Raw genomic sequence first — 20923 nt, 5'->3', positions numbered from 1 at the left:
ATTATTTTTCTATATATTTTTTCCATTTTTTTTGAAATTCTTCTTGCTCCTTATCAGTTGCAGGTCTTAAACAAATAGCAGGTAAAGAAGTCATTCCTCCTTCGTTACCCTCTTCAAAAGTCCAATTTTCTATAATGTAATAATCGGGATAAAAATCTTCAATAACAATACCGTAGCTTCCATTTTTTAAATCTTCACTATTCACTATTATACCCAAACTATATAAATTTACTTTATTTAACATATCCATCGAAAGGTGTTGATAATATTAACTCATCTATTTTGTCAGGTTTTATTATCCAACCTGCATAAATATTAACTTTTTTTCCACTAGGTGTTTTCAATTTTGTTTTAATTTTGTAAAGCTTAACTCCGAAATTATTCACCCCACTACTTATAACTTTCCCATTTTTCACTGCTTCTATTGCCTGTTTCCTATATATTTCTAATAACCTCTCTGCATCATCTAACTTATATCCCCAACTATCAACAAATAACCCCTTTTTAGACGGATTAGTTAAAGCATATTCTGAAAATTTTCTAATGTCTCCATATACAGATTTTATGGGTGTATTTCCTATTTTTCCAATTACTTTCCCTTTCCTAACCTTCTCAAAAATCCTCTTAGCATCACCTCTTTTAGGTTTCTTAATCTTTCTAATTTCAGTAATAGCATCTTTCGGTAATTTACCTATTTTACTGAATAATTGAGCTACTGTTTTTTCTCCTTTTAGTAAAGCTTTTACCTCACCTACACCAACAAATAAAGTTACAATATCAAATGTTAGTTTTCCTTGATTATATCTTGCTTGGTTGCTTGCATTAGCCGTTTCACCTACATATTCAGATAGTTGTTGCTTAATGGCTTGGGTGGCTTGTTTTAGTCTTTCTGTATCTTTAAGTACTTCATAGACAGCTCTTCCCTGAGCATAACCAAAAGTTATACTGAATATTAAAAGTAATATGTATAGGAGGTTTTTCAATTTATTTTTCTATATATTTTGTAAATTTGTTTAAACTATTCTTTTTCAGCAATTTCCATTAATTTTTCTTGAGAATGTTTGTCTAAAAAAGCAGTTACTTTCTTCAAATCTTCTTTATCCCATTCAGACCAATCCTCTGATGCTTTTTGAAAAAACGCTTTAATTTTTGGATAATTAGCAGGATTTACCATTTTAGCTAAAACCAACCCCGAAAAGTTAGGGGTATTTCTTAAATTTTCATTTACTTTTTGTTCTAAAAATTCAAGTGTAGGATTTGCTTCCCATTCAGGTAAAACTTCATTTAAAAGATACTCAGATACTTCTTTTATCATCTTTTCACAATCCTCTTCTGTATAAATATCATACTCTAAAACTGGATATTTATTTTCATCAAAAAGCCTTGACTGAGAGTTTGAAAGTAAATTTAACATATGTATTTTCTCATTATATATTTCTGAAAAAACTTTATCTATTTTCGATGAATAAAAATGATATCCAAATTGTGAATAAAAAGATGAATCGGAATCAACTAATGAAAATCCTAATCTTAAAACCAACTCATTCATTTCATATTCAAATCTATTTTTATGTTTCAGAAATTTCCCTTTAAACTTTACTTGACAGAATTTAGCAATCCAATCATTTACTTCTTTTTTTTTTCATAAAATCAAAAATTTAATATCTTACTATATATATTATAACCATTTGTAGCCATATCATTTACTAAAAATTCTATTTCATTAATTTCAAATTTAATCTTTGTTTCTTTTGTAATTTTAGATAACTCTTTAGACCAGTTATCCAACAATTCCTCTGTTATATTTCCCTTAGGTATATAAATAAATATGAATTTAAGTATTAGTTTAATTGTTCAATATTTTCTAACTTTTTCCTCTCATTTATAATCAGTTCACCTTCCAAATAATTTGCCATTTCTAAAAGAATTTTAGCAACTTCTTTTTTCATTTTCTTTTCTATATCAATTTTAATACTGCCATTCTCAAAATATCTAACGACTAAATCATGTTGATTTTCCACAATTTTATTTGTACTATATACAGTTGTCTTGTTTAAATTGTAAAGGACGCCTTCTTTTGCCCAATCTGGTACTTTTGTTATGTTTTCTAATACATGTTTTCCATCTTCTGTATTTTCATACCACACAAAATAATCTTTATTAAATTCGATAAATTCGATCCATTTCAGATAGTCTATTTTTTCAATTGAATTTGATTTCAAATCTGATTTCATTCCTACAATTTTTATATTGTCATTTCTTCCTATTTTCATAAAATATCTATTTTATAAATTCTTCTAATGCTTTTATCTCAAACTTAATTTTTGGATTAATTGTACTTAATTTATTAAGCCAAGATATTTTTAGTTCATCTGTAATATTTTCTTTAGGCATGTAAATATGAATTTCTGCATTTGAAATTTTCATTAACTTGCCATTACTTGCTATCCCTTGTGCTGGACTTAGTCCCTCTTTTAAAAATCTTAAATTATCTTGTATTGGTTTAGAGTTCAACCATTTATTTACATCGGTCATCTTTGTGGTTTTCATAGAAACAGCAGTGTTTGCGAATATTTGGTTTCCAATTTCTGTTCCCTTATAAAAATCTACTCCTTTAAAGTTATGAGCAATATCAGCGGTATGTGCCCAGCCATTTGATTTTGTGTATCTATATTGTCCCATCATTTTTTCAAACAAACGACGTTCAAAAAATATTTGAGGATAAGATGCTTTCCATGCATCTTCTAAATATTTTAACTTCTGAGATATAGACAATTTAATAAAATCATCTATATTATTCACTTTAGCAACTATTTCATCAATCTTTCTAATCACTTTCTCGATAGACTCCTTGCTTATATTTTGTAAATCATCTCCGGAAACTTCTTTAGTGATGATATTGCCTGCATCATCTAATTGTTTTACTAAAAACTTATCTCCACTTTTTTCTATAATAGCAATACCATTAAAGTCAAACCGTGGCTTAAGTCTTGTACCTTTTATTAATCTAAAAGATACTTTACCAAATTTAGACACATAAGTAGTAACGTCCCCAAATTTATCACAAACCTGTATAAATTGTAATACCATTTTGGCAGACTTAGAGGCTGCTCCCAGTTCATTGATGACTCCACCAATAGCAGCCTCATCACCTAATAGAGCTACAGCCACAGGACCTACTATCGTACCTACTGTATGGGCAGAAGTACATTCATCCTTAAAGGCTTCTCTAAATATTTCTTTCCCTAATTCCTTTATCTTACAACCATCATCTTCTTTATCACAAATTATATTACCTAAATCATCTGTAATAATCTGTTCTTTGAAACCTTTATATTGATTATTAAACTCATTTCTACAATCTGAGTTTTGAATGCAGGTTGCTATTTTCACAAGATCCGGAACTGATTTTATGACTTCTACAACTCCATCCCATAGTCCACAAGCAAAAGCAAATGGTATTTGTTCTAATTGCGAGCTATTGATTCCAACATCTTCTAAAATCACATTGGCTAATGGAGCAACAACAGGCATTATTACCACATTATAAACCTCCTTATATACATCCGGTTCTTCTGTGCATTCCCATACTGATTTAGGGATTTTCAGATGCTCTACACCTTTACTTAATAAGTCTGCTACTTCATACAGTATAATACCTTGTATATGCCAAGGTTCATTCTTTATTTTATCAGCAATTTGGTTTAATTTACCTTTGTCCTCAGATTGTAATCCGGATGGATAAAGTCTATCGGCTATATTTATATTGATTTGATCATCTGACAGCTTTTCTACTGTTATCCAAAACCAAATCTGACCTCCTGCTTGTTTAGACTTAAATTCCTCTTTATAAGAATTATTTTGTAAATCTTCCGGCTTGGTAATATACAAACCTACCTTTGTTGAAAAATCTTGTTCTGTTAAGCTGTTTTTATCCTTGTTCAGCTGCTGTAAAATAGAATTCTTATATTCTCTTAAATCTTTATCTTTAAAAATTATATCTTCTAAGTTACCTTCACTCGAAGTAGTATCTGAACAGCCTAAAAATCTTACATATACCGTTTGTTCTTTGTCTTTATCATAGTATTTATTTCTATTTTCATCAATATACTTAACCAGAGAAGTATAGTTAGATATAACATCCCTAATCTGACTATAATTCGTAGTTATATATTTAGATTCATCACAAGGCTTTTTATTATCAAATAGTATATAAACTCTATCTTTATTTTTCAACTTACCTAAAAGATCTTTTGGGTAGGTTTTATTTGAGGTAACTTCTACATATTTAGCACCATCCCATTTATAATATTCCTCATTTCCATCATTATTTTTATATACAAAACCACCAACAAAACCATCTTTTACAATATCAGTATATCGTACTAGATTTGTATTAGTTTCTATAAATTTGAAATTTGGAGCAATTCCATATCCTCCTGCCAATTCCCCCTCATCTTGTCCTTGGAACAAATAAAGTTTAAACTTAGGGTCGTTTACTTGTTTCCAATCAGGGTAAATGAAATTTGTGTTGTTAGTATCATAGTCCATAAGGTTTTTCACATCTCCTTGGGCTACATTCTTAAACTCCTTAAATGGGTGCTCTAACCGCAAGGCTCCGTGCCCTAGCTCGTGTGCTATGGTTCTTGCCTGTTGGTCATACACAAACCCAAACTGTCCGCCCAATCGCATATAGCCAGCTTGTCGATTGGAAGAGGGTTTATCCGTTACAAATATGTAGTAAGACAAATCTACTCCTCGCTGTTGTTTGTAGGCTTCAATTACCTTATTTTGTGCAACAGTATTCTTTTCTAACTCCCCAAAGGCATCTTCCGTAGGCAATTTCCCGTTTACTAAATAAGGTGTGATGTCAAAGGCATCTTTAACGCTAATATCTACATCTACCGCTATTTTCTTATAGATATCTTTTACTTTCTGTATTTGGTTACCGGATATACTTACTCCCGTGGTTGGAACTAAGTTTAGTTTAATCCTTTTAGGTGAGATATGAACTAAATTAAATACGCCTGCTACTTGGTATTTATCTCCTTGCTTTATTACTGCTTGTACTTCTTCTCCTGCAAAGCTGTACAAACCTTTCAAGGTTAATTTATAATCATTTCCAACTTTTTCGGCAGCAATCGGTACGCCTTTAGAAGTTTTAAATATTAAACTATCTGCAGATACACTACTGTCTGTAATCTCTACACTTGCAATAAAGGGTTCTGTCTTTTTGTTTTCTACGGCTTTGAATGGTATCAATTTACCATTAAGTTCCTTATAATCACTATTCAATGCTTTTGTAGGCTGGTCAAAAGCGTATTTGGAATCACTACTGTTTCTAAAAGTTACCCTAATACCTTCAGCTGTGATAGCCGTTGCATTCCCATCAGTATCTACTCCTGTAGTGTTTTGTGGGGTAGAAGCTCCTCCCTCGGCTTGTTGTCCTACATTCGTTATATTTCCCTCTTCATCTACTGTCCAAACATTGCCTTCTGCATCAATAATAGTGTAATCTTTTCCACCCGGTAATTCTTCTTGGCTACTCGTTGCTGAACCTGTATCATTGGCATTGCCTTCTCCGGCATTACCCTCAATGATAATTTTACCCGGTGGTGGTGAGGCTACATATTTTATATCTGATATTACGTAGTCTATGGTAGCAACTCGTAAATCTTGGGCAACAACCTCCTGAGCATAACCAAAAGTTATACTAAATATTAAAAATAATATGTATAAGAGGTTTTTCAATTTATTTTTCTATATCTTTTTTCCATTTTTTTTGAAATTCTTTTTTTCTAGTGTTGCCTTTCTTAGAGACTTCTTATTTATAAAATTTATATCTGCTTCATCAAATCAAATATATCAAAATCCCAAATTTCTAAATGATGGTCATTCTTCCGTATCCATAATAATTGCATAGATTCTCTTTTTATAAATATCTATATTTTCATTAATCACAAGTCTGATACATGCCCCACATATGGCCAGCCCCTTCATAACCAATATTACTCTATTTGAGAATAATCTTCATAAAACTCCTGCATTTTATCAATTATATATTTTGCCAAAACATCATCTGAAGGAATAGCCTCAAAAAATAACCTAAAAACATTCAATAACGGATCAAAATGCTCTTTTTTAATATTTCCATCAGAAATATTTAACATAACTTTTTTATATTTGTTTAATATATCTTTATAAACTTTTCTATTTTCTACATAAATTAAAAATTCATATAGAGCTATTATTTTTATTATTTTCTCACACATAAATTTGGGAATTTTTTACAAAAATCACCATATGAATATATAGTTCCTGTTTTATAATCTTTAATACTTTCAACCCATACATTCTCTGGAAAATTATATTTACTTATGATTATTTGATCAGCACCTCCCATAAATTCAGGTGCTTTAGGAGGCCAAGGCCCAACTCTACTTCTCTTAATAGTTGTTATAATATTATTTGATTGGGTAAACAGCCTAATAGTTCCTTTATAATGAATCTTTTTAACTATTTCAAAATTATATATCTCTATTAAGTAATGCTCTGCTTTAAATTCTCTTAATAATTTATTAACAATGAGATATCTTTTATTCATATTATTAAAATAAAATTCATTGGTCATGAAAAAAGATATCTTATCTAATGAATCTATGTTCAATCCATTAAAAGACATATCTACTATATTATCATTAATACGGTATAAGCCACCTCCGTAATTATGTCCTACTTTTTTTATCAAATGAAAATGGATGCAATTATTATATACATATAAAGGACTACTATCACTTTCTAACACAAATAATCTATCATCAATTTGTTTAAAGTATGTTGCTTTTATTTTTTTCATAATTATTCCACTACTTCAAAGATTTGATTAAACACTTTATCATCTTCTAATTTTTTTAGTAAATATCTGGATTTGTTTTGATTTGTAATTACGTTATCTACTCCCCCAAATAAATGCCATTCTATTTTTTCGATTGGAACATTTTGTTGCTTAAGCATCATTTCATCTTTTATATAATGTTTTTATTTCCTTTGTTAAAAGATTTCAAAACTTCCTTTTTGAAATCTTCATAAATACTAAATGCTTGCATCAATATTTCTTTTAGATCTTCATAATTTCGAAATACTGGTAGTTTTACCTTATCTTCTTCATTAAAATCTAAAAGATATTTAATCATTCCCCAAGGACCACCAATTTGCAATAGTTCATTGTCTTCCCAAACGGTCCAAATCAACTCTACTATTCCATATTTTAATACGATATTAAATTGAAATTTATAGTTTTCAACTCTTTCAATTATTTTATAGAAATTTTCTTTTTTATTGTAACTAACTGTATAGCCAAATTCTTTGATAATTTCCAATGCACTCTCTCTTGAATAATCTTCGAAACTTTCTTTCAACTCATAATTAAATTGAATAGATAAATCCTTGTATCTTTTAATAAAATCAATTTTGTTCAATATAGGAACAAATAAACTATTAATCTGCATATTATTCGGGTTTAAATCTTAGTTCAATATTGTATTTATTACTTTTAGCTAGATCAATATATTGTTGAATATTTGGTAAGTTTTGATTTGAAATCGGTATCTCTAGTATTTGCCTTCCTTGTAAAATTTGTCCATCTAAAGTAGGGTATTTGTTTGATCGTATTACTGTACCTGCTGGATATTTATTTTTCATTTCTTTTAAATATCCTTCAAATGTTTTCATTTTTATTTTATCCAATGAGGTGGCTTTTCTTGAAATAATTTCTTTTTTAACTGGATCATATGAGTCAAGTCGTTTACCGTTAGCTAAATGAATCTCATTAAAATTATACCATTTTTCAGCATTTGCTTTTTTATTAAAATCATTCCCTCTTTTAAATAGTTTTTTGACTTCTTCCCAAGATAATTTTCTGCCTTTTTTAGCAGCTATATCATTAGCTTCATTAGTAAGCCCTTCTACTATTTCTTTATCAAAATCACCTTTTTCAATGGCTTCTTTGGTCAGTTTTTTTGAAAGCTTATCTGCCTTTAATTCTTTTACTACTACATCATCTATTTCAGAAAGAATTTCTCTTCCTGCTTTGCCAACAGCATCATCTACACTTTTTGCCCCTTTCTTAAGCCCTCCTGAAAGCCCACCGCCCATCAGCATTGATGCCACTTGCACAGCATCTTTACTTACGGTATGTTGCACTATATAAGGTTTGCTACTTGTATAGTTTGCTTTTTTCTCTTCGTAGAAATCAACTGCAGCATCTTTTATGGTTTCTATAGATATCCCTTTTACAGACTCCCACAAACCTGTTCTTACTTCCTCTTTGGTTGCTACATCATAACCTAATTTTATCAATTGTGGATAACTTGTTACTTCTTCTATAACGCCATCACTTACACCTACAAAAGCAGGAGGCATATGTATTTTTGCTTCATTATATTTGAATTCTCCATCTTCATTCCAGTAGCTTTTTGGAAGTGCGGCTGTTTCCCATACAGAGTTTCCAAGTTCGCTTATTTCGCCAACCCATTCCCAGCCTGTCATATCAGCTACATAGAACTCTCCTAATTCACTGCCTCTTTCTCGTACTGTTTTCCCTGCTTTTCCTTCTAATCCTAATTCGTTGAGCTTTTCTTCAGCTAATCGCTTAACTTCGGCTTTTAATTCTTCTTCTTGTGCCTGTACTTTAGAATTTGCAGGAGATCCTGTAAGTGTAACATCTGTCGTATATTTCTTTTGTCCTTCTTCATCCGTGGTTTCATAAATATCTATCTTACACCTGGTACTTCCACTTCCTCTCTCAACTGTACCAACATAAGTACCATTACCTGTTGTACTTTCTCCTTCATCTTGTGGCTTATAATTTTCACACTCTTCTTTGCTTAATGACTTACATTTAATATTTCCTCCTTCTTTTTCTACAATGATTTGAATTCCTTCATAGCACTCTACTTTTGATGTGAATGTAGCAATAGTGTATTTTTTGGGAATATTTTTATAAATAGTATCATTATCTACTGTTTTTATTACCTCCAACCCTGAAGGTAAATTACCGGTTCTAATATCCTTTTTTATACAATCAAAGCATACTAGTCTATCGGCATCATAACTTTTAATAACTCTTATTTCATTTGATTCCTTTATAGTATCTGTTTTTACAACACTTGCTAAGTTATATTTTTTATTATTATTTCCTATAACATAACTTAGCCTTCCTTTGTTGACACCTATTTTTTTAATATCATTCAATTCACTTGAAGAAAATTTAACTAATCTTCCTGAGGGTAAAAAGATATTTCTACAATTACTAAAACCATCAGTCATACTAACCTCTACAGTTTCATAACCAGTAGATTGAAACTCTATAAGCTGAACATTTTGTAAAACATAATTATTTTCTGTTTCATTAGCTATATTGATTGCTTCTTCAACTTCTTTTAGTTTATCTGATGAATCATTTAAGGCATTTATTGCATCATTTATTATAGCATTATCATTTGAAACAAATTGAGTGCCTAAAACATTGTTATAGGTGTCTTGACTTTCTTTTAATTTATCTTTTAGCACATCAGCTTCCTCTTGGGTTAATTTTTCGTCTGCAACCAATTTATCAATTTGATTATTTAAATCATCATAATATTTATCTCCTTTAATTTGAAAATCCTCCTTTTCTTCATTTGTTAATTCTTCTCCATCATTAAGCTTATCTTTTAGGTCATTAATTAAACCTTTTATCCCATCAATAAAATCTCCAATATCTACAACATTTTCCCAATTAGGGTTATACGTAGTCTCTACTACCCCCTCAATCAATTGTTTGTCGGTGTTGAGTTTAATATTATTAAAAACTACCTTAATTTTCGTATCTCCCAAATAAGGAACTTCTATATAGCCCTCGCCACTGTATATCCCATTGCTCCCTTGTGATGAAATCACCGTTACAGGAAAATCTCCTGCCATAAACACCTCATTGGTTCCTAATGCGGTTTGCAATGGGGCTTTATTGGTAAGGTCTATAGATGGCATTACACCACACTGGTATTTACTACTTTCTTTTTCTTCGCTATCTGTTGTAAAATATTGTATCGCACTATACGCATATGCATTGCCAGAAGTCTCTCCCTCTAGCGGTGAAGGGTTAAAATTCTGTAGATTTCCGCAAACTGTTCCTATTCTGTATTCATATTCAGTCTGATTTTCTAAGCCTGTGAGTATATATTTGGTCTGGTAACTTTCTTCGGTTTGCCAATCCGTATTGCTGTCTCTCTTTCGGTATTGTATACTGTATAATCCCGAGGGCTGTCCGGGCATTGTCCAACTAAGCTCTACGCGTCCTCTACCTGCATTTTTTGCCATTAAGAAAGTCGGCACTTTACAATCTTCTACATAATCAAAATAAAATATCTCGGAGAGCCCATTGTTTTTATACACTCCATTATCTTCGGTAGGATTTGCGCCAACTACTGGATTACCGCTTACTGCTTGTACCTGCCAAGCATAGCGTTTCCCCGGGATTAAACGTGTTTTCTCGGGGCCATAATATAAACTTGTTGCATAAGTTTTTTCTTTCCATAATATAGGAGAGGATAAAAATCCAGCTACAGGACTGCGTCCTGCATCCCATAGTTCTTTTAAAATGAATATATAATGGGTATTGGGGGCGACTTGCCTTGGCATCCATTGAAATACGATTCCTTTGCTGCCTAGGATATCGCCCTCAACTTGCACTTTTTCTGCATTCTGAGGGAGATTGAGTAGAGGAGGCTCATATTGTGTTAAATAGGCCTGTGCACAAGTCTTTGCGGAAAGATTGTGCTTGGTATAATAATCGTATGCCTGAAAGCAAAATTGATAAATTCCTTCTGGTAAAGTTTGTGCATATTGTGAAGCATTTAAGCCTGCTAAATTCTGCAACTCAAACAGAGGTCTTAAATCAACATTGGTCAGCGTTATATTACTGCCTGGATACAGCGTAAAAGGAGACATCCCAGATACAAAACTTTGGCTAGTGGCTATAGGAACTGCGCCTAACGAACTTTCTAAACTAAACTTCATGCCCGTGGGGTGTTGTGGCTCCTGCAAGTCTGTCATCATGACTTGTAAGCGCAACTTTGTCTGCGTACTTGTAGCATATTCACTCAGCTTTAAACTATAGGGTGGCAACAAGACTGGTACCATCTTTACAGGGTATTGTTGAGCCTTCAGTACAAATGGTTGAAAGGCTAACAAAAAACTAAAAATAATTGGAATAATTTTTTTAGGTATTCTAGCGTAGTTTCCCACTTGTTTTATATAATGATATAGTTTCTGCATTATAGGCTGTATTAAATTAACCCGTAGTGCATTATCGAATGAGGTTAATTTTTAAATTGTTAATGTTACTATGAAAGACAAATTTATTGAGATATTGAATAGTAGTCAAGGAAGTAATTTTTGCCAATATTCTTGTTTTGAATCCTTCAAAAGATTTGGCATAATTACGCCGTATCATAAATTGGTCACACAACTGCGAGAATAAAGTTTCTATACGTTTTCTACACTTTCTGAATGGATAGAACTGAGGTTTGTAATCTTTTTGATTTTTTCTTTTAGGGGTTTCTAACTGGATTTTTACCTCATTGAACAAGTCAAGCTGAACCGTTTGAGAAAGATAGCCCCTGTATCCAAGTAACACGCAATCAGAAATTTGAAGTTTTATGTCTTTCAAATAATGAATGTCGTGAACAGAGGCGGGAGATAAGTCAAAACTTTGGAACACACCAGCAATAGAACAGATCGCATGTAGCTTGTAACCATAAAAGTGTAGATTTTGAGAAGCACAAAAACCTTTAAGCTATTTTCTTTACAGATTTTGCTTCTGGAAGAGCGGGATAATTTACACACTTCTAAAGGCATGCTGTCCACCAAGAAATAGTTTTCAAAATCATTGAACTTTTTCACCATTTTGCACCTAATTTCTTCAAGAAAAGGGAAGAGTTTTCGTTTTCTTCTGTTGTAAACACTCCTTTCAATTTTAGATTCAATAGCCCAACCTTTTATCTCTCTAAAAAGCTGGTACTCAGAGTCGATAGATTTAAATTCTGCTAAAATAATTAAGCTTATCAACTCTATATCAGATAATTTTGGTTTCACTGGTTTAAAATAGAAATTTTCAGTTCCTGAAATTTCTATTAGTTTATTCAAAATAAAATTGTAACTTGCCTCTAGGTTGATCATAATTGTATTTGATTGGTAACCAATGCAATTTACTTTTCTTTAGGCTCATGGGCAACCTTTTTTATAATGCACTACGGGTATTCTTAATTTAAATTTATTAGAGAATTCTTCTTCCACCCTAACAAACATCCATTTATCTATATTTTTATTTATGTAAATACTATCATATTGAGTGATAATTGCAGGTGATTTTATTTTTTTAAGTTTATGTTCAAAAATTTCGTAATTTATAAATATTTCTTTTGACAATATTGCATCATCAATTATCTTAAACACTTTATTACTCTCCATAACATATTTATTTAAATATTACCATTTTTTCCATTGCATAGAACGCACTAAATCCCATATTATTAAAATCTCCCATATCTAAAATTGTGTACCCTTCATCTACTAAATGCAGAACCCATTCTTTATTTAGTTTATACATTTTTAGCTGTAATAATTCTTGATTTGTTAGTTTTTTTGTCCAATTTCCTGCTCTATGTTCCCAAAATATTTTTTCATCCCAATAATCTTCAAATATTTTTAAATTAATAAGGCAAAAATACAAGAGTGTGTATGCGAGTAAAAAAAACTTAAAATTATTCTTTATGGCTTTATTTATAGATAACTTCATTTTTGTTGATTTGATAAACATATTTTTTGGGATATTTTAAAATATCAATTTCTTTTTATATTGGCGTATTCTAAAACATAGTAGAATACAAAAAAATAAAGGCAACAATATGTATATTGGAATAACACCTATCATAGGCTTGTCTGATAGCCCTATAAAAGCACACCATAAATATATTGAAAAATTAATACTATCAATAATTATAAACATTTTCTTTTGATTCTTTTTTTTGAATAGCATTGTTATAGTAGGGAATACAATATAACAAAAAAATAATACAATCAATAATAATAGTAATAATAAAACATCTTCTTGCCTATATGTGTAGGGAAAAAAAATGTCTTTGATATTTTTTGGTCCATATTCTTTATAATCAGAAAAATTAAATGAAGTTTGATTTATCCAATGCCCTCCTACGCCTGTTTTCATTTCCATCCAATACAATTTTTCTTCCCAACAATATTCAAAAAGACTCACATTTATATGTAATAGGTGTAATAAGAACCAAATCAAAAGAGAAAAAAAGAAATTATTTTTTATAACTTTATTTATAGATAACTTCATTCTCGTTAATTTTTATTGTTTTGATAAACATATTTTTTCCTTTGATACTTCTTATTCCTTTAATACAAAAGTCTTTTCCTATTTTTGTTTTTTTTCTGAATGAATTAAAAACACTATTACTAATATTCAATCGATCATCAAAGGGATCAATATTTTTATAAGCACCGACCTTTTCATAATACTTAAAAATTGATTTATTCCAAACCCCTAATGGTTGGCTAAGAATAATATTCCACTTTTTATCATCAACAAAATCAAAATTATCATCAACTTTCTCCCAAATATTTGTTATAGAGATTTCCTGTTTTCCTCTATTATAATTTCCTTCTAATAGATATTTAATAGAAAAAGTTCCAAACGAAGCAACATAAGGAGTATTAATGTCATCAAACACTCCTATTGGTATACTATATCTTGAAAAATTTAAATAATCTTCGTTTAATTCATTAGATAGTTTAATATTTGTATCAATATCTATTTGAGATAGATGTTTTTTCAAATCGTTTAAAGCATATATTTTCCTCTTCTTCTTCTTCTTTTATTTCTACATTTCTATACTTTTCTATAAAAGTATAAAATTTATTTTTCATTTCTTTTAATTCTTTCCAATTATCTAAAAATTTATACAGATCCTTATCCATATTGATATCTCCTTCCTCCATAAACCAATTATACATAAAAATGCTACCATATTCCCATTTTTTGCTCCACATAATTAGGGGTAAATCTAATAATAATTTTTCATTAGAGGAAAGACTATTATATGTATTTTTCTTTATCAAGCTTGCTTTTATTTCCTCTAAATCATTGTATATCAAATTATAACTATATGTTTTTTTCTCTTCTATTGTAACCGTATTTTGTGGCATATACTTAAAGTTTTCTTCTGTTATAAAATCATATAAAACATCTCTATCCTCTTTTGATAGACAATTTATTTCCCCAACATTTCCTATTTTTATTTGGTACATTAATTTATTATAAAAATTGGAATATTTTTCACTTTTTAACAAAGATAAATTTGCAACAAGTCCTTCTTTTTTATAATAAATAAGTACTAAATCTTTAACTTTATAATCAAAAAAATCAACTCCTTTTTTTATTCCCCCAGTACGACTATATCTAGATATATTGAAATGAATATTATACTTGTAATATAAACGAAGTTTTCTGAGATGCTCTCTAACATCTAAATTAACTAATTCTCCCTCACTTTGCCCTTGGAAGGCATAAATCTTAAACTTAGGGTCGTTTACTTGTTTCCAGTCAGGATAAATGAAATTTGTGTTGTTCGTATCGTAGTCCATAAGGTTTTTAACCTCTCCTTGGGCTACATCAAACTCCTTAAACGGATGCTCTAAGCGTAAAGCTCCGTGACCTAATTCGTGGGCTATGGTTCTTGCCTGTTGGTCATACACAAATCCAAACTGCCCACCCAATCGCATATAGCCAGCTTGTCGATTGGAAGATGGTTTGTCCGTTACAAATATATAATAGGCTAAATCTACTCCTTGCTCTTGTTTGTAGGCTTTAATTACCTCATTTTGGGCAGAACTGTAACTGGATAAATCCCCAAAGGCATCTTCCGTAGGTAATTTTCCGTTTACTAAATAAGGCGTAATATCAAAAGTTTCCTTAACGCTAATATCTACATCTATGGCTATTTTCTTATAGATATCTTTTACTTTCTGTATTTGGTTACCGGATATACTTACTCCCGTGGTAGGAATTAAGTTTAGTTTAATCCTTTTAGGCGAGATATGAACTAAATTAAATACGCCTGCTATCTTATATTTATCTCCTTGCTTTATTACTGCTTGTACTTCTTCTCCTGCAAAGCTGTACAAACCTTTCAAGGTCAATCTATAATCATTTCCTACTTTTTCGGCAGCTATCGGTACGCCTTTAGAAGTTTTAAATATCAAACCATCTACAGATACACTACTATCTATAATCTCTACACTTGCAATAAAGGGTTCTGTCTTTTTGTTTTCGACTGCTTTGAATGGTATCAACTTACCATTAAGCTCCTTATAATCACTATTCAATGCTTTTGTAGGCTGGTCAAAAGCGTATTTGGAATCACTACTGTTTTTAAAAGTTACTCTAATGCCTTCAGCTGTGATAGTCGTTGCATTTCCTTTAGCATCTACTCCGGCGGTATTTTGTGGGGTAGAAGCTCCGCCTTTGGCTTGCATTCCTACATTCGTTATGTTCCCCTCTTCATCGACAGCCCAAACATTGCCTTTGGCATCGGTAAGGGTATAATCTTTGCCGCCTGGCAACTCCTCTTGGCTACTCGTTCCTGAACCTGTATCATTGGCATTGCCTTCTCCAGCATTACCCTCAATGATAATTTTACCCGGTGGTGGTGAGGCTACATATTTTATATCTGATATTACGTAGTCTATGGTGGCAACTCGTAAATCTTGAGCAACAACCTCCTGAGCATAACCAAAAGTTATACTGAATATTAATAATAATATGTATAGGAGGTTTTTCAATTTATTTTTCTATATATTTTTCTAATACTTTTTTATTTTTAATTAATTCCCTTAGTAGTGTATCTAATAAGATAATCCCATTTTCATCTATAACTTTTGGAATTAACTTATTTATCATAGGGATATCACTATCTCCTTCATTATAAGTAAATTCAAATAAAAGTCTTGCATTAACAAACATTAATAACTTTTCAAATATATCTAATTCAGGATAAGGTTTATCCAATTCTGTAAAAATATTATTATTTACTTTTTTAATTTTTATAATAGAAATATTTGAAAGGTTCCCATTTTCTATTATTCTGTATTTAATTAAATAGAATTCTTCTAAATCTAAAATTAGTTTTATCTTAGTTAATAATTGTATTTGTACATCTATATCTTTCACTCCCTTTTTTTGGTAAATTGTCTTATATTTTTCTACTAAAGGGTTTTCAATGGATTCTATGTTTTTTGTATCTAATGGAATAATCAGCCCTTGTAGGTTAGATTCCTCATTAGTATTCTCATAATCATAAATGTTAATAAATTCATATTGATAGGTAATTATAGCATTGCTTTTTTGAGCATAAGAATAGTACGATATAGTCAGTATAATTATTAAGTATATTGTTTTCATTTTACCAAGTTTTTGAATCTATATATAAATCTATTTTTTCCTTATTTTTCTCTGGAGAATACCAGGAAAAAAACTCTTTTTCTAATTTAGCAATATTTACCCTATCATTATCTACTATTTTTCTTGATAAATAACTATAGGGATTATCAAAAATTTCCTTAAATGTTTCTGACTTAAACCTCATAACTATTATTGCTAAAGTTGAAGTTGTATTGTTACTTGTTTGATACCACCTATTACCTTTCTTTTGAAATACATACACACCTGAAATAGGCCTTTGATTTACTTGATATAAAAAAAACTTTGTTATAGCAGTTAGTGTCCCATTAAGTTTAAATTCTAACTTATGGATAAGTTTTATATAATTCTCATCCTTATCCATTTTTCCTATTGTTGCAAAGTAATCTTTTGTTTTTTTTACCGACTTTTGACTTCCTCCTAAAGTGTTATAATCAATCCAATCTTGAGAATTAGCAGATAAGATAGACGTAAAGAGTTCTTCTATAGTATTGTTCTTTGCTTCATTTATTGATGAATACGCTTTCTTTATCATAGTAGAGTCACAAATAGTAAACTTTATTTCTATATTTTGTTCTTTCCCCATTATGATATTCGGATATGTTTGATTATTTTCTTGAGCATAAGATAAAGTACTGATTATCATATTGGCAATTATTAAAATTTTTTTACATTTCATATGAAGTGTTTTTTTATAAATTTGAGAGTGATTGATAAAATAATTAATTCTAGTATTAATGTAATAAATAAAAGTTTAATATTTTTATGTTCATTTTTTGTATTCATTGTATTTTGTTTATAAAAAGAGAACTTATAAGGCTTATTGTTTAAAAACCATACAAAAATAGTATCATTATTATTTTTTAAAAAATTGTTTATATCACTAGGCTTAGGGTTTATTCTATTAAAAAAATCTCTATTCTCTGCAGGTATAGTTAATCTATTATCATAAAAGTGATATATATAATTTGTTTCCATATCTCTAGAAGCATAAACTTCTTGTATTTCTATAGTATCTATTTTGATCTTTTTTACCTCATATAAATTTTCTTTTAATATTGGATAAGAATATTTATACAGGTAGTTTATAGTGAAAGGAATCGAAAATAATATAAATACTATTACTATTGTTAATAATATAATTATTCCTCCTTTAAAATTGGTGTTCCAACTCATAAATTTTAACCTTTGGAGTTATTGAAATATTACTATTAAAATCAACTAATTCAAAATTTAATTGTCCTTTTGATCTAATTAAAATTCTTCCGTTTAGAGTAATTGGAGGAATATAAATTTCACCTTTAAGAACCTTGCTATTAAAATTATATCTAACGTTACCAGCTAAACAACTTTGAGTATATCCTCTTACCTCAAAATCTACCAAATCTTTAGCTATTAATAATTCAGCTTTTAAACCAGCTTCCAAACATCCACTAGGTCCCAAAGAAAGAAATGGTTGATTATTAATATACGAATCACTTTCAATAAACTTATATCTTCTTACTCCTCCTTTTAAATCTACAGAAGCTGAAATATTTGCATAGAACCCAATATCTGCAATACCAGATCTAGAGAGACCTTGTAATAAAGGGTGTGTAATCAAAGCATCTCTAGAAGTTATTTTTATACCCCCTGACGCACTTCCTTCTTCCACTTGTTTAAAGAGTCTTGAATTTTTGTCTTCTTCATTATATTTCTCTCCCATTATCTTAATAGGATTTATTTGAACTCTAACATATTTGCTAATCTTTGCATATTTATCCATTTCTTTAAATCCTTTGTCAACTTTTTCTGAAGCCATTTTAATTACAGCTGCCATTGCTGGTGGAACGAAAGACCAACTTCTTCTATTTTCATCTTCAAATTTTATATAATTTTTAAACTTATATTTTGGTGACTCAAGTTTAATAACATAATTATTATCTTCACGATAATTATATTTGAAACGTTTATCTCCCATTTGTGTATAATCTATCTCACCATTTACTGACCACTGTATTTCCTTTGATGGAATATAGTTTATATTAATATTCGAATTAATATAACTATATGCTTTTCTTTTGTCAGTCCTAAAATTAGGATTATTTATAAAGTATAAAGTTTCATTATTTTTAGCTACTCTTTTATCATTATATGCATCAATCGTCTTAAATTTTTCTAAGGAATAATTTTTCTTTTTGATAATTAAATTTACTTGTAACTTTTTTGATTTGTCATTTTTTAAATAAGGCTGTAAAAAGAAAGAAAGCTCTTTACCAATAGACTTTTTAAATTTTAATTTTAATTTTTGTCCATTTTGTGATACCGATTTTTCTATGCTATTATTTATATTGTTATTGAAAATTACTTTAGTTGAATCCTCTATACCCTTTAAGAAAAACTCTGATTCGTCATTTCTTTTAAAGAATAATTTAATTCTATCATTATCATAATACCTGTTATTGCTATTTAGTATAAATAATTTCTTGTCATTCTCAATGAAATCATTATCTCCTGCATTATCATCTATTCCTACATCTTCTTCATCTTCATTATTTTCACTATCCTCATTACCCTCACTATCTTCATTATTTTCGTTATCTGTATCGCTATTACCTTCATCACTTGACTCGTCTGAATCATCTGTATTATCTATACCTGAATTTTCATCGTTTGATTCATCATTGCTTTCTTCGTCTGACTCATTATCATTATCCTGACCATTATCACTATTATCTTGACCATTATTATCTTGGTTATAATCTTCATTGCCCTCATCATTATTGTCATTTTCATCCCCAAAAAGTTCTCCCAATCCTGCTGAAGCATAGGACACGGCACTTTCATTGACATCATAAGTAGTCTCTACTACCCCCTCAATCAATTGTTTGTCGGTGTTGAGTTTAATATTATTAAAAACTACCTTAATTTTCGTATCACCCAAATAAGGAACTTCTATATACCCCTCGCCACTGTATATCCCATTGCTCCCTTGTGATGAAATCACCGTTACAGGAAAATCTCCTGCCATAAACACCTCATTCGTCCCTAACACAGTTTGCAATGGTGTCCTGTTCGTGAGGTCTATATCCGGCATTACCCCACATTGGTAATTGATATTTTCTTCGTCCTCACTATCCGTCGTAAAATATTGTATCGCACTATACGCATACGCATTTCCTCCGTTGGGGTCATTATTATAATTGCCTGTGGGTGCTACCCACCCGCAAACTGTTCCTATTCTGTATTCATATTCAGTCTGATTTTCTAAGCCTGTGAGTATGTATCGAGTTTGGTAACTTTCTTCAGTCTGCCAATCGCTATGGTTATCTCTTTTTCGATACTGTATGCTATATAATCCTTTGGGTTGTCCAGGCATTGTCCAACTAAGCTCCACGCGTCCTCTACCTGCATTTTTTGCCATTAAAAATGTAGGCACCTTACAATCTTCTACATAATCAAAATAAAATATCTCGGAGAGCCCATTGTTTTTATACACTCCATTATCTTCGGTAGGATTTGCGCCAACTACTGGATTACCGCTTACTGCTTGCACCTGCCAAGCATAGCGTTTCCCTGGAATTAAACGCGTTTTCTCGGGACCATAATATAAACTTGTTGCATAAGTTTTTTCTTTCCATAATATAGGAGAAGATAAAAATCCAGCTACAGGACTGCGTCCTGCATCCCATAGTTCTTTTAAAATGAATATATAATGGGTATTGGGGGCGACTTGCCTTGGCATCCATTGAAATACGATTCCTTTGCTGCCTACGATATCGCCCTCAACTTGTACTTTTTCTGCATTCTGAGGGAGATTGAGTAGAGGAGGCTCATATTGTGTTAAATAGGCCTGTGCACAAGTCTTTGCGGAAAGATTGTGCTTGGTATAATAATCGTATGCCTGAAAGCAAAATTGATAAATTCCTTCTGGTAAAGTTTGTGCATATTGTGAAGCATTTAAGCCTGCTAAATTCTGCAACTCAAACAGAGGTCTTAAATCAACATTGGTCAGCGTTATATTACTGCCTGGATACAGCGTAAAAGGAGACATCCCAGATACAAAACTTTGGCTAGTGGCTATAGGAACTGCGCCTAACGAACTTTCTAAGCTAAACTTTATGCCCGTGGGGTGTTGTGACTCCTGCAAGTCTGTCATCATGACTTGTAAGCGCAACTTTGTCTGCGTACTTGTAGCATATTCACTCAGCTTTAAACTATAGGGTGGCAACAAGACTGGTACCATCTTTACAGGGTATTGTTGAGCCTTCAGTACAAATGGTTGAAAGGCTAACAAAAAACTAAAAATAATTGGAATAATTTTTTTAGGTATTCTAGCGTAGTTTCCCACTTGTTTTATATAATGATATCGTTTCTGCATTATAGGCTGTATTAAATTAA

19 protein-coding genes and 1 pseudogene are annotated in these 20923 nt (G+C 30.6%); all 20 read right to left on the bottom strand.

From position 1 onward, the window contains the following. Position 1 precedes the first annotated feature (1 nt). The 20 genes and pseudogenes from QOX03_RS03730 to QOX03_RS03635 all read right to left on the bottom strand — a co-directional run bounded on the left by QOX03_RS03730 (position 2) and on the right by QOX03_RS03635 (position 20903). Positions 2-250, bottom strand: coding sequence for a hypothetical protein (locus QOX03_RS03730; protein WP_283671564.1), 249 nt, complete (start codon positions 248-250; stop codon positions 2-4). Further along, on the bottom strand, positions 234-983 hold the full coding sequence (locus QOX03_RS03725; RefSeq protein WP_283671563.1) for a DUF6883 domain-containing protein: 750 nt from the start codon (positions 981-983) through the stop codon (positions 234-236). The genes QOX03_RS03730 and QOX03_RS03725 overlap by 17 nt, the downstream gene beginning before the upstream one ends. A gap of 35 nt (positions 984-1018) precedes the next feature. Then, positions 1019-1549, bottom strand: coding sequence for a hypothetical protein (locus QOX03_RS03720; protein WP_283671562.1), 531 nt, complete (start codon positions 1547-1549; stop codon positions 1019-1021). 292 nt (positions 1550-1841) lie between these two features. Continuing rightward, entirely contained in the window at positions 1842-2273 is a 432-nt protein-coding gene (locus QOX03_RS03715; RefSeq protein WP_283671561.1) for a hypothetical protein, read from the bottom strand. A 7-nt stretch (positions 2274-2280) separates the two neighbouring features. Continuing rightward, on the bottom strand, positions 2281-5751 hold the full coding sequence (locus tag QOX03_RS03710) for a hypothetical protein (protein ID WP_283671560.1): 3471 nt from the start codon (positions 5749-5751) through the stop codon (positions 2281-2283). Between the two features lie 257 nt (positions 5752-6008). Continuing rightward, positions 6009-6272 carry a hypothetical protein gene (locus tag QOX03_RS03705; protein WP_283671559.1) on the bottom strand — a complete coding sequence of 88 codons (264 nt, stop codon included), beginning with the start codon at positions 6270-6272 and terminating at the stop codon, positions 6009-6011. Then, positions 6257-6856: a hypothetical protein gene (locus QOX03_RS03700; protein ID WP_283671558.1), complete on the bottom strand. Its 600-nt coding sequence runs from the start codon at positions 6854-6856 to the stop codon at positions 6257-6259. The genes QOX03_RS03705 and QOX03_RS03700 overlap by 16 nt, the downstream gene beginning before the upstream one ends. A gap of 2 nt (positions 6857-6858) precedes the next feature. Further along, the gene (locus QOX03_RS03695; protein ID WP_283671557.1) at positions 6859-7017 is read right to left on the bottom strand and encodes a hypothetical protein; all 159 of its coding nucleotides are present in this window, start codon (positions 7015-7017) and stop codon (positions 6859-6861) included. Positions 7018-7025: 8 nt separating this feature from the next. After that, positions 7026-7508, bottom strand: coding sequence for a hypothetical protein (locus QOX03_RS03690; RefSeq protein WP_283671556.1), 483 nt, complete (start codon positions 7506-7508; stop codon positions 7026-7028). Between the two features lies 1 nt (position 7509). Further along, positions 7510-11316: a fibronectin type III domain-containing protein gene (locus QOX03_RS03685; protein WP_283671555.1), complete on the bottom strand. Its 3807-nt coding sequence runs from the start codon at positions 11314-11316 to the stop codon at positions 7510-7512. 31 nt (positions 11317-11347) lie between these two features. Beyond that, positions 11348-12219 (bottom strand): annotated as a pseudogene (locus QOX03_RS03680) (IS982 family transposase). A 45-nt stretch (positions 12220-12264) separates the two neighbouring features. Then, on the bottom strand, positions 12265-12510 hold the full coding sequence (locus QOX03_RS03675) for a hypothetical protein (protein WP_283671554.1): 246 nt from the start codon (positions 12508-12510) through the stop codon (positions 12265-12267). A gap of 7 nt (positions 12511-12517) precedes the next feature. Next, entirely contained in the window at positions 12518-12838 is a 321-nt protein-coding gene (locus QOX03_RS03670) for a hypothetical protein (RefSeq protein ID WP_283671553.1), read from the bottom strand. Positions 12839-12874: 36 nt separating this feature from the next. After that, entirely contained in the window at positions 12875-13402 is a 528-nt protein-coding gene (locus QOX03_RS03665) for a hypothetical protein (RefSeq protein ID WP_283671552.1), read from the bottom strand. Beyond that, positions 13383-13901 (bottom strand): DUF6402 family protein, encoded by a 519-nt coding sequence (locus QOX03_RS03660; RefSeq protein ID WP_283671551.1) that lies wholly within the window; start codon positions 13899-13901, stop codon positions 13383-13385. Before QOX03_RS03660 ends, QOX03_RS03665 begins: the two co-directional genes overlap by 20 nt. Continuing rightward, positions 13870-15906 (bottom strand): hypothetical protein, encoded by a 2037-nt coding sequence (locus QOX03_RS03655; protein ID WP_283671550.1) that lies wholly within the window; start codon positions 15904-15906, stop codon positions 13870-13872. The genes QOX03_RS03660 and QOX03_RS03655 overlap by 32 nt, the downstream gene beginning before the upstream one ends. A 1-nt stretch (position 15907) precedes the next feature. Next, a complete protein-coding gene (locus tag QOX03_RS03650; RefSeq protein WP_119059452.1) occupies positions 15908-16525 on the bottom strand; it encodes a hypothetical protein in 618 nt (205 codons plus the stop codon). 1 nt (position 16526) lies between these two features. Further along, positions 16527-17222 (bottom strand): hypothetical protein, encoded by a 696-nt coding sequence (locus QOX03_RS03645; RefSeq protein ID WP_119059453.1) that lies wholly within the window; start codon positions 17220-17222, stop codon positions 16527-16529. Continuing rightward, complete coding sequence (locus QOX03_RS03640) at positions 17219-17719, bottom strand: hypothetical protein (protein WP_119059454.1); 501 nt, start codon at positions 17717-17719, stop codon at positions 17219-17221. The genes QOX03_RS03645 and QOX03_RS03640 overlap by 4 nt, the downstream gene beginning before the upstream one ends. Further along, on the bottom strand, positions 17697-20903 hold the full coding sequence (locus tag QOX03_RS03635) for a fibronectin type III domain-containing protein (protein WP_283671549.1): 3207 nt from the start codon (positions 20901-20903) through the stop codon (positions 17697-17699). Before QOX03_RS03635 ends, QOX03_RS03640 begins: the two co-directional genes overlap by 23 nt. Between the last annotated feature and the right edge of the window lie 20 nt (positions 20904-20923).

This window comes from Candidatus Ornithobacterium hominis (assembly GCF_951229915.1).
GTDB lineage: Bacteria > Bacteroidota > Bacteroidia > Flavobacteriales > Weeksellaceae > Ornithobacterium > Ornithobacterium hominis.
This window is presented reverse-complemented; position numbering and strand designations above follow the sequence as displayed.